Source organism: Exiguobacterium artemiae 255-15 (assembly GCF_000019905.1).
In the GTDB taxonomy this organism is placed as follows: domain Bacteria; phylum Bacillota; class Bacilli; order Exiguobacteriales; family Exiguobacteriaceae; genus Exiguobacterium_A; species Exiguobacterium_A artemiae.
In genome coordinates this window covers 2,444,979-2,459,758 of sequence record NC_010556.1, presented here as the reverse complement: position 1 = coordinate 2,459,758, position 14,780 = coordinate 2,444,979, and the positions used below count along the sequence as shown (strand labels likewise).

The 14,780-nt window shown below is 49.6% G+C and carries 14 protein-coding genes; 10 read left to right on the top strand and 4 right to left on the bottom strand.

Going from position 1 to position 14,780, the window contains the following annotated elements; all coding sequences use genetic code 11:
* Positions 1-71: 71 nt before the first annotated feature.
* A complete protein-coding gene (locus EXIG_RS12720; protein ID WP_012371364.1) occupies positions 72-1,778 on the bottom strand; it encodes a M3 family oligoendopeptidase in 1,707 nt (568 codons plus the stop codon).
* 174 nt (positions 1,779-1,952) lie between these two features.
* On the opposite strand from EXIG_RS12720, the gene EXIG_RS12715 reads away from it, so the two are divergent.
* The 8 genes from EXIG_RS12715 to EXIG_RS12680 all read left to right on the top strand — a co-directional run bounded on the left by EXIG_RS12715 (position 1,953) and on the right by EXIG_RS12680 (position 10,355).
* Positions 1,953-2,456 carry a PTS sugar transporter subunit IIA gene (locus EXIG_RS12715; protein ID WP_012371363.1) on the top strand — a complete coding sequence of 168 codons (504 nt, stop codon included), beginning with the start codon at positions 1,953-1,955 and terminating at the stop codon, positions 2,454-2,456.
* A 164-nt stretch (positions 2,457-2,620) separates the two neighbouring features.
* Complete coding sequence (locus EXIG_RS12710; RefSeq protein WP_012371362.1) at positions 2,621-3,382, top strand: ABC transporter ATP-binding protein; 762 nt, start codon at positions 2,621-2,623, stop codon at positions 3,380-3,382.
* Positions 3,369-5,285, top strand: a complete 1,917-nt coding sequence (locus EXIG_RS12705; protein ID WP_012371361.1) for an FtsX-like permease family protein — start codon at positions 3,369-3,371, stop codon at positions 5,283-5,285. The genes EXIG_RS12710 and EXIG_RS12705 overlap by 14 nt, the downstream gene beginning before the upstream one ends.
* Positions 5,286-5,367: 82 nt before the next feature.
* Entirely contained in the window at positions 5,368-6,054 is a 687-nt protein-coding gene (locus tag EXIG_RS12700) for a response regulator transcription factor (RefSeq protein WP_012371360.1), read from the top strand.
* Entirely contained in the window at positions 6,051-7,043 is a 993-nt protein-coding gene (locus EXIG_RS12695; protein ID WP_012371359.1) for a sensor histidine kinase, read from the top strand. Before EXIG_RS12700 ends, EXIG_RS12695 begins: the two co-directional genes overlap by 4 nt.
* On the top strand, positions 7,036-7,800 hold the full coding sequence (locus EXIG_RS12690) for an ABC transporter ATP-binding protein (protein ID WP_012371358.1): 765 nt from the start codon (positions 7,036-7,038) through the stop codon (positions 7,798-7,800). Before EXIG_RS12695 ends, EXIG_RS12690 begins: the two co-directional genes overlap by 8 nt.
* Positions 7,766-9,700: an ABC transporter permease gene (locus tag EXIG_RS12685; RefSeq protein WP_012371357.1), complete on the top strand. Its 1,935-nt coding sequence runs from the start codon at positions 7,766-7,768 to the stop codon at positions 9,698-9,700. Before EXIG_RS12690 ends, EXIG_RS12685 begins: the two co-directional genes overlap by 35 nt.
* A gap of 25 nt (positions 9,701-9,725) precedes the next feature.
* A complete protein-coding gene (locus tag EXIG_RS12680; protein WP_012371356.1) occupies positions 9,726-10,355 on the top strand; it encodes a helix-turn-helix domain-containing protein in 630 nt (209 codons plus the stop codon).
* Between the two features lie 107 nt (positions 10,356-10,462).
* Here EXIG_RS12680 and EXIG_RS12675 read toward each other — a convergent pair whose 3' ends face one another.
* From EXIG_RS12675 to EXIG_RS12665, 3 genes are all read right to left on the bottom strand, one after another.
* Positions 10,463-10,894 carry a hypothetical protein gene (locus tag EXIG_RS12675; RefSeq protein ID WP_012371355.1) on the bottom strand — a complete coding sequence of 144 codons (432 nt, stop codon included), beginning with the start codon at positions 10,892-10,894 and terminating at the stop codon, positions 10,463-10,465.
* Positions 10,895-10,960: 66 nt separating this feature from the next.
* Complete coding sequence (locus EXIG_RS12670; RefSeq protein ID WP_012371354.1) at positions 10,961-12,163, bottom strand: ABC transporter permease; 1,203 nt, start codon at positions 12,161-12,163, stop codon at positions 10,961-10,963.
* Positions 12,153-13,046: an ABC transporter ATP-binding protein gene (locus EXIG_RS12665; protein WP_012371353.1), complete on the bottom strand. Its 894-nt coding sequence runs from the start codon at positions 13,044-13,046 to the stop codon at positions 12,153-12,155. Before EXIG_RS12665 ends, EXIG_RS12670 begins: the two co-directional genes overlap by 11 nt.
* 178 nt (positions 13,047-13,224) lie before the next feature.
* Here EXIG_RS12665 and EXIG_RS12660 point away from each other — a divergent pair, with 178 nt between their 5' ends.
* Together EXIG_RS12660 and EXIG_RS12655 are read left to right on the top strand one after the other, a co-directional pair.
* Positions 13,225-14,163: a VOC family protein gene (locus tag EXIG_RS12660; RefSeq protein WP_012371352.1), complete on the top strand. Its 939-nt coding sequence runs from the start codon at positions 13,225-13,227 to the stop codon at positions 14,161-14,163.
* Entirely contained in the window at positions 14,160-14,759 is a 600-nt protein-coding gene (locus EXIG_RS12655) for an alpha/beta hydrolase (RefSeq protein ID WP_012371351.1), read from the top strand. Before EXIG_RS12660 ends, EXIG_RS12655 begins: the two co-directional genes overlap by 4 nt.
* The last annotated feature ends 21 nt before the right edge of the window (positions 14,760-14,780 follow it).

Below are 14,780 nucleotides of genomic sequence, written 5' to 3'. Positions count from 1 at the left end.
AAACGAACCAAAGGATTTCCCTGATCCGGGATCCATCGGTTCGTTTTTTGATGTTTTTTCCTGCGAATCAATCACACACGATCGAGTGCAAGATCATCCGTTTCGGATAAATAGGCCTTGATCGGTTCGACGGCTGTCCCGACCGTTCCAGGAGCGAACGGGGATTTCAGTCCGGCACGTTCGACGAGTGTCAGGAAGCTTTCCGACCCACCCGCCTTACAGAGTTCAAGATACGATTTCCAGGCAGCTTCCCGGTCTTGCTCCATCCAGGCATAGAACTGGAAGGCACAGACTTGCGCCAGCGTATAATCGATATAGTAGAACGGGCTGCCGAAGACGTGGCCCTGTTGATGCCACCAAGCGCCTGAATCAAGATAATCATTTTCTTCATAGTTCCGGTGCGGCAGATATTTCTTCTCAATATCACGCCATGCCGTCCGGCGTTCAGCCGGTGTCAGTTCCGGTTGATTGTAGATGACATGTTGGAACTCATCAATGGCGACTCCGTAAGGCAGGAACGTCACGCCGCCTGCAAGGTGACTGAACTTGTACTTGGCCGTCTGATCGCCGAAGAATTCTTCCATCCACGGATAAGCAAAGTATTCCATCGACATCGAGTGGATTTCACAGGCTTCATACGTCGGGAAGCCGTATTCCGGCACGGTGAAGTGACGGCTTTCGTAGACCTGGAACGCATGTCCGACTTCGTGCGTCAGGACATCGATATCACCGGCCGTTCCGTTAAAGTTCGAGAAGATGAACGGGAGTTTTTCGTCCGCGATGTACGTACAATAGCCGCCGCCCGCTTTCCCCGGTTTCGCCGTCAAGTCGAGCGCACCGCGTTCAAGCATGTATTCGAAGAACTCATTCGTCTCCGGTGACATGTCGCGGTACATCTTTTTCCCGCCTTCGATGATGAACGCTTCTTCACCCTGCGGTGTCGCATTGCCGGTTTTAAAAGCAAATCCTTCATCGTAATAATAGAGAGAATCGACGCCGATCCGGCGCTGCTGGCGTTCTTTGAGAGATGTCGCAATCGGGACGATCGTCTCGAGAATTTGTTCACGGTAGTTTTCGACCATCGATTGATCGTAATCGACACGCAACATCCGGGCATAGCCGAGCTCGACGAACGACGGGAAACCAAGTGTCTTCGCGATGTCGGTCCGGACATGGACGAGTTTATCGTAAATCGTATCGATGGCGTCACCGTGTTCTTTTAAATAGCCGTAGCGTGCTTCAGAAGCGGCTTTCCGGACAGTCCGGTCGGCTGACTGGAGATAGGGGCCGAACTGGGACAAGTTCAATGTCTTGCCGTCGAATTCGATTTGCGCCGCCGACATCAGTTTCGTATATTCACTGGCCAGGCGATTTTCTTCCTGGAGTTTCGGAATGATTTCGTCAGAGAATGTTTTCAGACTGGCTTCCGCAAGTAAGAAAAGCTGTTTGCCCCACGTCGATTCGAGCGAAGAACGGAGAGGATGAGTCGTCAGTGCCTGATAATAACTCGAGACGTATCCTTGGTAAACCGGACCGGCTTCGTCAAAGAAACCCTGTTCTGTTTCGTAGAAACCGTCACGCGTATCGATCGTATGACGGATCTCCACCAACTGACTGGCTGTTTCAAATTGATTTCTAAGGGTATTAATCTCAGAGATGGCATTGTTTGCTGTATCGACATCTGTTGCTTCACGCAAGCGATCGATAGCAGCATGCATAGAAGTTTCAAGGACGTTCAGGTCAGGACGGACATATGTAAGTTCTGAAAATGTTAACATGTAAGCGCCTCCTTGTGATTTCTAACTATTATCACACAAAAATACTTGCAAAACCAGAGTTACAAACGTATGCTTTTTGTGAGAACGTGAGCGAGTTTGCATTTAACTGGCTCCTATAAAAAAATCGAATCTTCTTTAAGAAGAAAACGATCGAGAAAGTAGAGGGATAGTATCATGGGATTCTTTAAAAAATTGTTTGGTGGTAATGACGCAGGAAACACAAAAATCGCTTCTGCCCTTACAGGTAAAATCGTCAGCATCGAGAACGTACCTGATCAAGTTTTCTCGCAAAAAATGATGGGTGACGGTATCGCAATCGAGCCGACGGAAGGTAAAGTCGTTTCACCAATCAACGCAACGGTCGAAACAATCTTCCCTACAAAACACGCAATTGGTCTTAAAGGCGAAGATGGTCTTGAGTTGTTGATCCACGTTGGATTAGACACAGTTAACCTTAAAGGTGAAGGCTTCACGGCACACGTTCAGTCTGGCGATAAAGTTAAAGCCGGTGACGTCCTCGTTGAGTTTGATCTCGAATTCATCCGTGCAAACGCACCATCTACAATCACACCAATCATCGTGACAAACCACGATCAATTTACACTTTCTGCAGTACCGGCTGAAGGAACATCTGTCGTCGCAGGCGAAACAGAACTCTTCAAAGCAACACATAAATAATCATGTAACGAATACGTCCCCTCGTCTTAGACGAAGGGGCTTTTTTGTCGTCTCCTACCCGAACTTACTATTTTGTAAGATGAATGAAAGTCTGACCGATTCTTTGAAAGACGGATTGCTCGGTATACTGACAGCAAGATCAAGAATACGGGAGGAAACACATCATGAAAGCCATCTTACACGCAGAACAGATCACGAAAGTCTACCATACGAAAAACGCACGGCACGAGGCGCTCCGACCGACGACACTGACGATTCACGACGCAGAGTTCGTCAGTATCATGGGACCGTCAGGCGCAGGGAAGTCGACCTTATTAAATTTGTTGTCGACCATTGACCAACCGACGGATGGGACAATTCATATCAATGGAGAAGACGTGACGGGGATGAAAGAAAAACAGTTGGCCCGGTTTCGGCGGGAACAGCTCGGATTTATTTTTCAAGACTTTAACCTGCTCGACACGATGACGGTCGAAGAAAACATTGCCTTACCGCTGGCGTTACAACACATGCCGAAAGCCGATATTCTCGTCCGGGTCACATCCGTCGCCCGGGAGCTTGGAATTGAGGATCTGCTCGCAAAACGGCCGTCTGAACTGTCGGGAGGTCAAAAGCAACGGACAGCTGCTGCACGCGCCATCGTTCATCAGCCGTCACTGATCTTGGCGGATGAGCCGACCGGAGCACTCGACTCGAAATCAGCGACCGGTCTGCTTGAAGCCATGGTCGGCTTGAATGAACAGGGTGCAACGATTTTAATGGTGACCCACGATCCGGTGACCGCATCGTACGCGGAACGGGTGCTGTTCGTCAAAGACGGAGAATTGTTCCGGGAAATTCACCAGTTCGGGACACGCAAGGAGTTTTTCGAACAGATCATGGAAGTCCAACGTGAACTCGGAGGTGCGGTCCGTGAACTTGTTTAAATTAGCTTTCCGGAATTTAAAAAACATCCGGCAAAACATGATGTATCTCGGCGCAGTTACGTTCGCGATTTTGATTTATTATACGTTTTTAGCCATCCGTTCCAATGAGGCGATGTTACAAGCCAATGAACTATACGGGAAACTCGGGACGGTCTTTACCGGTTCAAGCGTCATCCTGGCTCTTTTTTCCGCCGTCTTCATCTGGTATTCGAGTGACTTTTTCCTGCGGCGCCGGAAACAGGAAATTGGTCTGTATGCGTTACTCGGTCTCGAACGTCAACAGATTGCCAAGTTGCTGTTTCTTGAGACGATGGGGTACGGACTGATCGGTCTACTGATCGGTGTTTTACTCGGAACGATTGCCTCAAAATACTTTGTCCAACTGTTGGCCTACGTCATGGGAATGACGATTGAAGCCGATTTCTCCATCAATGCCGGAGCAATCGGTCAGACGGTTGTCGTCTTTTTGACAATCTTCCTTGTGATTGCGCTCCGGTCAGCCCGGACGATTTATCGGTTTACCCTGATCGAGTTGTTTAAGGCGAAACAGCAGGTCGAAACGATTCCGAAAGTCCATCCGGTCCTGGCTCTTGTTTCCGTCCTGTTGATTGGTGTCGGGTATTATTTGACCGGGGAACCGTTGCTCGCACACTTTACGATTGTTGCGCCGGTCTTGATGCTCTGCATCATCGTCGGAACGTTCGGTACGATGAGCTATTTCACGATTTTTTTACTCCGTCTCCTCAGCAAACGTGGTCGCCATTATCGCGGTACGAACCTGATTTTACACGGACAGTTGCTGTCGCGGATTAAATCAAATGCCGTCATGTTGTCGACGATTACCGTCATCACGGCCGTCACCTTGACGACGGTCGGAACCGCGACGTCAATCTATTATTATATTGACCGAACAGTCGAGGAACAGATGCCATATAGTTTATCGATTGCAAGCCAGCAACAGGCAGCCGAAAAATTAATTCGGTCATCCGACCAAACGATTGAATCGCGGACGATGGTCAACGTCAAAACGGTGAATCATCCATTGAAGGAGTTACCAAATCCGTTGTCGTTTACGATGTCCTATCAGACATTCGGATTTGACGGCGAGCCGGGACAGTTCAGCTACATCAGTTATTCCGACTATCAGAAGTTGGCCAAAAGCAACGGGAAGAAGCAGTTGCCGGAACCGGGAGCCGGTGAAGCAATCGTGCTTGAGACGTTCAAAGGGAACGATTTGCTGAAGGAATCGGTCAAGTCACCGGTGGGCGTGACGTTTAAAGACGATCACTCGTCCTTTCGGATTACCGGTGCGACGAATTTACCAATCACTCAACTCTATGCGAAAAAACGGCTGGCTTTTGCCGTTTCGGATGATGTCTTTGCCATGATGCCGGAAAAAGCAGCGATGCTGACAAACTATCAGTTCTCGAACGAACGTTCAGATGACGGACTGATCGACCGACTGGAGCAATTGTACGGCAAAAAAGCGGAGACGGAGATGGCCGCTTATTATCCGGTCTATGCCATGACGACAGCGACGACAGGTCTGCTTGCCTTTGCCGCCGGATTCCTCGGACTCGTCTTTTTACTGGCGACGGGATCCATCATCTACTTTAAGATGCTCGCAGAGGCGGAAGAATCGAAACAACGGTTTACGATCATCCAAAAAATCGGCGTCGATCAGCAAGAACAGACCGGTATCATCCGGCAATCAGTCGGATTCATGTTCGTCCTGCCGTATCTGCTCGGTCTTGTCCACAGCCTGTTTGCGATGCAGGTCCTGGAAAAGTTATTAAATTATGATTTACGGTTACCGATGTCGCTTGCAATCGGTTGTTATACCGTCGTTTATCTCGTGTACTATCTCGTCACGGTACGCGCATATCGACGGATTGTCATCTAATGTAAATGGACAGGAGACGATTAATCGTTTCCAGTCCATTTTTTGTTCGGTATCATGGAAGAAGAAGGAGTTGAATCTGCAGATGGAAACGATTTTATTGGTAGAAGACGATCAACAGATTGCACTGTTATTAAAAGAATTGTTGGAACGGTATGATTTTAACGTCATTCATGAAGATGGATTAGGAGACGTCGTCGCTCGATTTGAAGAAACGCAACCGGACGTCATCCTGCTTGATGTCAATTTACCGAAGTTTGACGGATTTTACTGGTGCCGCCAGCTCCGAATGAAGACGCGGGCACCGATTCTGTTCATCTCGGCCCGGGTCGGGGAGATGGATCAAGTCATGGCACTCGAATACGGCGCGGATGATTACATCGTCAAGCCGTTCCAGGGAGCCGTCGTCATCGCGAAAATCAAAAGTCAGATTCGACGCGCTTACGGGACATTGTCGCAGGAAAGTGACGAGCGGACGGTCAGTCGTGACGGACTGACGTTATATTTGGACCGGTATATCGTCGAGCACGAGGACCGATCGATCGAGCTGTCGAAAAAAGAAGGACTGATTTTAGAGATGTTGTTGACGGTGAGTCCGCGGATCGTCAGTCGGGGTGACTTGCTGGAACGGATTTGGGATGATGAAGCGTTCGTCGATGAAAATACCCTGAACGTCAACATCACCCGTGTCCGGAAACGGTTGGCGGAAATCGGCATCGGGGGTCTTGAGACGGTTCGGGGAGTCGGCTACAAATTGGTCCTCGACAAATGAGACTTTTCTTTAAACATGCGATTCCGGGGGTTCTGTTCTTCAGTGGGCAGTTGGTAGCCTTGTTTCTTATCCTGTGGTTATACGATCTGTATCGTCCGGCAGCCTTTTTTTACATCGCGCTCTTAAATGCAATCGCCTTGCTGATTTATTTAAGTTACCGTTTCTTCAGTATGTTACCGTTGCTCAAACGATTGCAGACACCGATTGAGTCGGTTGCGGAACCGATCCGGGCCGACAGTGACGAACCGCTGGCAGCAGCCGTCGAGCACTTCTTGGAACGCCAACAGACCGTCTTTCGGAACAGCTTGTTTGCTGAACGACGGAAGGAAAAGGAACGGCACCGGTATGTCGACCAATGGATTCATCAAATGAAGACGCCGCTGTCGGTCATCGAGTTGATTCTGGAACATCCGGGCGAACAGTTCCAGGCGGACTTACGCCATGAAGTCGACCGGTTGCGGATCGGACTGGATCAGATGTTGTATTCGTCACGTCTCGAAGCGATCGAGACGGACTTAAAGGCGGAACGGCTAAATCTGCGGACGTTAGTGACGAGCATCATCAATCAGGAAAAACGGCTGTTCGTTAAAAATAAAGTGTACCCGAAGCTTGAGCTTGCACCGGAGCTGTATATCTATACCGACTCCAAGTGGTTCCGTTTTGTGGTCCTGCAGTTGCTGACGAATGCCGTCAAATACACGGCCGGTCACGGACATGAAGTCTATATCCGTGCCGTCGAACAAGCGGGGAAAATCGTGCTGACGATTGAAGATGACGGCGTCGGCATACCGAAACGCGATCTGCCGCGTGTCTTCAACGCCTTCTTCACCGGGGAAAACGGCCGGCGTTACGGCGAATCAACCGGAATGGGATTGTACTTCGTCAGTCAGATTTGCCTCAAGCTCGGCCATACCATTGAACTCGACAGCACGGAAGGGGTCGGGACGACCTGTCGTCTGACGCTCGTAGGAGGGAAACAAGATGATTGAAGTCAAACAGTTAGGAAAAGTCTATCCCGGAAAAGTGACGGAACAGCCGTTGACCGACATCAATTTTCGTGTGGAAGAAGGGGAGATGGTCGCCGTCATGGGACCGTCCGGCAGCGGCAAGTCGACCTTGATCAATCTGCTTGCGACACTAGATCAGCCGAGTTGGGGCTCGATTTTGATTCAAGGCATCGATACGGCGACGTTCAAACGGAAAGAAACAACCCGCTTCCGGCGCGAGACGCTCGGAATCATCTTTCAGGAATTCAACCTGCTTGATTCGTTGACGGTGGCTGAGAATATACTTGTTCCTTTGATGCTCAGCGGTAAAAAAACGAAGGAAGCCCGGGAAGAGATGCAACATCTCGCAAAACGGTTACAGATTGATGAGTTGCTTGATAAACAGGTCGACGAGGTCTCGGGCGGGCAACGGCAACGGACGGCCATCGGACGGGCTTTAATTCACGCACCGCGTCTGATGCTCGCCGACGAACCAACGGGGGCACTTGATTTTCAGGCGACGAAACACGTCATGGAGTTGCTGGCAGAATTGAATGTAGCCGGTATGACGATGGTCATCGTCACCCATGATCCGACGGTCGCCTCGTATTGCAATCATGTCCTGTTTCTGAAGGACGGCAGCATTCAGACGGAACTGTTCCGCGATGAACCGCGCCGGGTCTTTTTCCAGCGTGTCATCGAATCGCTCTCGTTATTAGGAGGGGATGAACATCACTTATCTGCAATACGCCCTACGTAACATCAGACGTTATCAACGTCTTTATTATGGCTATGCGTTAACGATCATCGTCGCGATGACGATTGCGACCAGTTACTGGAATCTCGTCGTCAGTGAATCGTTTCAGAACATCGCCAAAGTCCTGAGCCAATTGAATCAGGTCATCGAACTGACGATGATCTTTGTGTTCATTGCCGAAGTCATCATTCTGTTTTTCAGTATTTTATTCATCTATTCGACGACCTATACGATGCTCGAGCACCGGAAAAACGACTTACGGATCATGCGGACGCTTGGAAGCGGATTTTCACATTTTCTGAAATATTTTATGATTGAAATCCTGATTGTCGGCGGGCTCGCGATTATGGGCGGCATCACGCTCGGTGTTGTCCTGACGAAGCTGATGTTACTTTCGATTGAAAAAGTCATGTTCTTACCGCGCCTGACGATTGAGCTTTCCGTTCTTTCTTTTTTAGTATTGATTGCAGGAGCGATGTTGACGCTGTTGATTGCGACGGTCCTCGCGATTTATAGATTCCGTCCGGACCGGCCTGTCCGGACCCGTTCCCGGCTTCGTGTCCGGTTCGGTCTTGTGATGCAGGGAACGGCCGTACTGATCCTGTTTTACGGCTATTTCATGGCATTGACGCGGCAGGATAATTTTCTATTTGTCTTTCCCTTCATCATCTTCGTCGGTTCGTTCTTTTTCTGCCGCCACGTCATTCCGGTGGCGCTCAAACTCTACCGGCCCCGCCGGTTGTCGTTACGCAAGTTAATCGTCTCGGAAATCGCGGTTCAATTACGGACGAACAGTACACTGGTTGCCTTGGGGACGATTTTGACCTCCTGTGCCTTAACGGCTGTCGGTCTGATCTTTATCTTTCAAATGATCGGGTTTGACCTCTCGTCTGACAATCAGTTCGGACTGGTCTATTACGAGGAATCGTCTGTTCCGTCCGGTCGTCTGGAGACTCTGGAACGGACGATGACAAAAGCGTTTCCGGATAAATACCGGCAGGATGTCCGGCTCAAAGGCGGGAAGAGCCGGTACATGATTCCGTTGTCGGACTACAATCAGCTGATGAAGCATTTGGGTTACGAGCAACGGACGTTGTTGACGGACAAACAGACGTTTATGATTCCGGCCCGTCCGGTTCAAGTCGAGGAAGTGACGCCGACGATGAAAAAAGCAAAAGCGGAAATGAAGCAAGCCGGCTATCAGCTAGAACCAATGGCGGAGCACGGCCTGTTATTCGGATACAACGACCGGATTAAAACATTGTTCGTCGTCAGTGACCGAGCGTTTGCGACGATGAATCGTCCGGTCGCCCGGATCCGTGTCTTTGATACACCCTCGTACGCCGATTACGGGACAGAGCGTTGGACAAATTGGATGTCGATTGTCCGGGACATCCAATCGAAAACGGAGCTCGGTAAAAAAGCATCGGTTCCTTATCAATTGATCAATGAGACGGAAGATAAACTGGACGGGATCCGGATCATTCGTCTTGTCTCGTTTGTCGTCATCCTGTTGACGATCTGGCTGTTTGTCATCAATGCAAGCTTCCTGCACGTCTGGATGCAAATGACGGCGGAGCGTGAACAAAAACGGCTGAAGACCCTGTTTGCGCTTGGTTTCAGTAAAGAGAGCATTCGCCGTTTCCTGTTCATCAAATACGGTACGGTGTTGATGGTTCCGTACTTTATTTCGATTTTTCATGCCTGGTTACTCTTTCAAGTCATCATATCGGAAGGGGGACTCGAGATCGGTCCGTTTCTTCCGTTGTCCTTCACCTGGATCGGAATCGTCACCGGCTGTTATTTCATCAGTATCCTGCCGTTATGGGTCCGCTATCCGCGTTATTTATTAAAAAAATCGTGCGAAAGTTCGATGTATCCGATACCGGATTCGAGGGTATGATAATAGCATAGCGAGGAGGGGTAATATGCTGGACCATTCACCTTACCGGGGATACGGTGACCGCATCCGAATCTTACGGGAACGCGCCGGAATCTCCATCGATCAGTTAGCGGACAATCTCGGGGTCGCTCCCTATTTCATCCGCCGGACGGAACTCAGCGAAGTGTATCCGACAAAAGCTTATATCGAATCCTTGGCGGAAGCCCTGCATATCGATTCCAGTTATCTGGCACGGCATATCTGGACCGGGGAGTCCTTAAAATTCGTCATGCAGGAAAAAACGCCGCTTGAAGAAATGCGATTGGCGTATGAACAGACAATGGGACAAGACGAAACGATGATTGAACAGCAGCTGGAAGAACGGATGCGCCTGTTTGATTTGATGTATGATGAGGACGTCAAACGGATTGAACAGACGATGAGTGCCACGGAACAACGGATTTTTCATGAGCTGGTGGAGGCGGTCATGGAGGCGGGGGAATTGCAACGGGAAGACGCGGCAGAGACGTTTGAACTGTTTGCCGACAAACTCCCGACGATGCTTCAACTCGATGAATACCTCAACCGTCTGACGGAAGACACTGAGACGACGACAACCGATTGTTATACGGAGTTCAGCCGAAAGATTGACCGAACACGTTATCACCGCAAATGAACGACCGGAATTGATGTTCAGCCAAACAAAAAGAGGAAGACGGATCAAATGTCCGTTTTCCTCTTTTGTGTACACCGACGCTAAAGCCGGTGATGTTTTTTTAACGATTAACGCTGTGGCGCAGGACGTGGAGCCCGGCGTCCCTTTTGTCGTGTCCGTCCAATCAAGAAACCGATGATGGCATTTGCGATGACAAGCACCCAGCCGACATAGCCGAAGTTTAAAGTCAGACTGCCGAGCATGGCCTGCCATTTTAAAATCATCATGAAGTCTCCCCGAATCAGGAAACGAGCGACACAAACGAGTAAAACCGTCGTTCCGCCGATAAAGACGCCGATCCAGCTTCCGAATAAACGCGAGGACTGGATCCGTACAGCGACGAAAGACCAATAAAATAAACTGACGATGAATGTCACTCCGCCGTAAGCGAGGACCAGCTTCCATGTCTCACTTGCTTGTGGAAATTTCGTGAACATGACAAGGGACGAGACGATGGCGGCAGCTGTGAATAAAATCGCTGCCCAAAAACGAGACCGCATAACGTAATTCCTCCTCAAGGCTTTTTCTCACCTAACGATAGCGGAAACGGTTCGTCTTGTAAACTACTACTGGCGTCCGCCTAAAATACGGCGCAATTGCTTCAGCGGATTTGATCCGTAAAAGAGGACACCCCCGCGGTAGAATCGTGCTCCGACGAACAGGGCGAGTGAGATGCTGATCACCATCAGGATGAGTGATAACGCGACTTGCCAGACCGGGACTTCCGTCAGCATGACGCGTAGGAACATCAGCATCGGGGTAAAGAACGGCACGAATGACAGAATGACGACGGCCTGGTTCGTCGGAGCGTTCAGGCTGAAAATCGACACCGTGAAAGCAGCGACGATCAACATGATGACCGGTAAAGTGACTTGTTGGGCATCTTCGACCCGGCTGACGAGCGAACCGAGTGCGGCGAGGAGCGTCGCATACAGCAGATAACCGAGCAGGAAAAAGACGAACAGGTAAACAATCGTCTTGACGCTCAGGGAATCAAGCGACAGCTGATCAAACAGGCTGCTGCTTTGGGCACTGTAATAACCGACTCCGACGAGTAACGATAATTGAATCAGACTGACGGTGGCGATCGATGTGATCTTGGCCAGCATATGTTGAATCGGACTGGCGGCGGAAATCAACAACTCCATGACACGTGATGATTTCTCATTGGCGATTTCCGTCACGATCATGCCGCCGTAGATGGCAATCGTAAAGTACATCAGGAACAGCAACACATAGACGAGAGCCGACGCGGCGAATAATTCGTCCTCGCTCTTACCGCCGGTTGAGGTCAATTCCTGTTTCACGTCGATCGGAGCAGCAAGCGAAGCAAGCAATGCCGGATCGACGTCGGCGTCCGTAATGATCGTCTGGTCACGGACTTGTTTTAAAGCAGTCGACAGTTGTGTCTGCAACTCCTGTTCCGGACTGGCACTGATTAACGTCACCCGGTACGGATCGTCGGACAACAAAGCGACTGCGTCATACGTCCCTTTGTCGACGACTTGTCGTGCCTGCTTCAGGGAATAATCTTTTTCGGTGATCTTTGTTTTGATGCCGACTTCTTTTAGAACCGGAACGATCGGAGCTTCAAGCGAGCTGACGACCGCGATTTTCGGATCGTCTCCCGAGAACCAGTCGATGATCCGCTCGATGTTGCTGAATCCGACAAGGAACACGACCATCAGGACGGTCGAAATCAGAAAACTTTTCGCCCGTAATTTTTGAAACAGACTGAAACGATACAATGTCAGGAATTTACGGTTCATAACGTTTTCCAACCTCCTCAATGAAGATGTCTTGCAGGGATAATTGATCCCATACGAATCGCTCGACATGGAATCCTTCTGTAATCAAATGACGGAGCAGCAAGTCGGCCGCCTCTTTTGACTCGACTTGTAAGCTGTGACCGGTTCCGTCCGATTCGACTTGAAGAATTCCCGGCAGTGCATCCCAAAGCAGGGCAGGCGCATCGGTCGTCAATAAGACACGTGTCTTGCCGTATCCTGCCTTGATCTCCGGAAGATACCCTGCGACAACCGGTTTCCCGTGATCGAGAATGGCGACATGTTCACACAGTTCCTCGACATGATCCATCCGGTGGCTTGAGAAGACGATTGTCGTGCCTTCTGCCGTCAGTTTCCGGACCGCTTTTTTCAACTGTTCGACGTTGACGGGATCAAGTCCGCTGAACGGTTCGTCGAGGATTAATAAGTCGGGTTTATGTAGGACGGCAGAAATCAGCTGGATTTTTTGCTGATTTCCTTTTGATAATTGTTCGACCCGCATCTTTTCGTACTGCGGAATCTGGAAGTAGTTGAGCCATTCGAGTAAAGAGGCTTTGGCATCTTTTCGTTTCATGTCGCGGAGTTCAGCTAAAAAAATCAATTGTTCATCGACCCGGATTTTCGGATACAAGCCACGTTCCTCAGGAAGGTAACCGATTTTTGATAAAGGAATCGGTTGTCCTTTCCACGTGATCGACCCTTCTGTCGGTTGCAATAAACCGAGCAACATCCGGAACGTCGTTGTTTTTCCGGCTCCGTTCGCTCCAAGTAATCCGAAAATCTGTCCTTCCGGCACTTCGAATGATAAATCGTCGACCGCTGTGAACGACCCGAATCGTTTCGTGATGGCTTTAATTTCAAGCATGGAATCAGTCCTCCTTCATTCAGATAAAGTGCATGGTCCAGTTGAAGTATCTCTTATTCTTACGGGTAAATGGAAGAAAGGTTCCAAAAAAGAGATGTTTAAGCATAATGGTTTACTTTTAGTAAATGAGTTACTATTATTGTGTTAAAGGAAATGAAAGAAGGGAGTGCGAACGAATATGAAAACGAAAGGCATTCATCACATTTCAGCAATGGTCGGTAATCCACAGGAAAATCTTGATTTTTACGGTACGACGCTTGGTCTGCGTTTCGTCAAGAAAACGGTCAACTTTGACGATCCGGGAACCTATCACTTTTATTTCGGCAATGAATCGGGTAAACCTGGAACAATCATCACTTTTTTCCCGTTTGAAGGCATGCAGCAGGGGAAAGTCGGAGCGGGTCAAGTCGGAACGACGGCATATGCGATTCCGACAGGCAGCTATGACTTTTGGAAAAACCGTTTAACGGAAAAGTTAGTGACGTTCGAAGAAGCAGAACGCTTCGGCGAAAAGCAGCTTGTTTTCCAAGATCCGCACGGATTACAGATTGAGTTGGTTGAACGAAGCAAAGGTCCGAACAGTCGCTTTGAAATCGACGGGATCTCGACGGATGTCGCGATCAAAGGATTTGCCGGTGCGACGTTGTTGTCGCGTGATCCGGCCGATACGGCACGTCTTTTGACGGAAGCATTCGGATTAACGATTGCGAAACGCTCCGAGACGATGGACCGCTATACAGCGGAAGGCGAGTTCGGCAATACCATCGATATTTTGCATGCGAACGTACCGGTCGGCCGTCCGGGTGCCGGCACAGTCCACCATATTGCGTGGCGGGCCGACGACCAGACCCAACAACTGGACTGGATGAAACAAATCAATGCATTCGGATTGATGACGACGGAAGTGAAGGACCGTAATTACTTTACATCGATCTACTTCCACGACCGGGGGCGGATTCTGCATGAAATCGCAACGGACAATCCGGGATTTACGGTCGACGAAGCGTTTGAGCTGCTTGGAGAAGATTTGAAATTACCGGAACAGTTTGAAGCACACCGGGCGACGATTGAAGGACATGTCGCACCGATTACACTACCAAAGGGGAGACTTGTATGATTCATTTATTTGAACCGGCGAAACGACCGGGCGCACCGATTTTTCTTTTATTACACGGAACAGGCGGGACTGAACAGGATTTAGTCGGGCTCGTTCGACTTCTCGATCCGGAGGCCGGTTATCTGTCGGTCCGGGGTGAGGTGACAGAAAACGGGATGCCGCGGTTCTTTAAACGATTGGCGGAAGGTGTCTTTGATGAAGAGGATCTCGCTTTGCGGACAGCCCGTCTGATTGATTTCGTGAAAGAGACAAGCCGTACGTCCGGTTTTTCCCTTCAAGACGTCATCCCGGTCGGTTATTCGAACGGTGCGAATATCGCGGCAAATATGATGTTCGAAGAACGGTTGTTTGAACAGGCGATCTTGTTGCATCCGATGGTCCCGCGTCGCGGCGTGACGTTACCGGATTCGTCACAAGTTCGCGTCTTTATCGGAGCCGGAACCAATGATCCGATTTGTCCGGCTTCGGAGACGGAAGATTTAAAAGTGATTTTCGAACAGGCAGGGGCTACGGTCGATGTGACCTGGTCGAACCATGGTCATCAGCTCATCATGCCGACGATTGAAGCAGCAGCAAGTTGGCTTGCCCAAAAATAATCATAGAAAAAGAGCATGGAA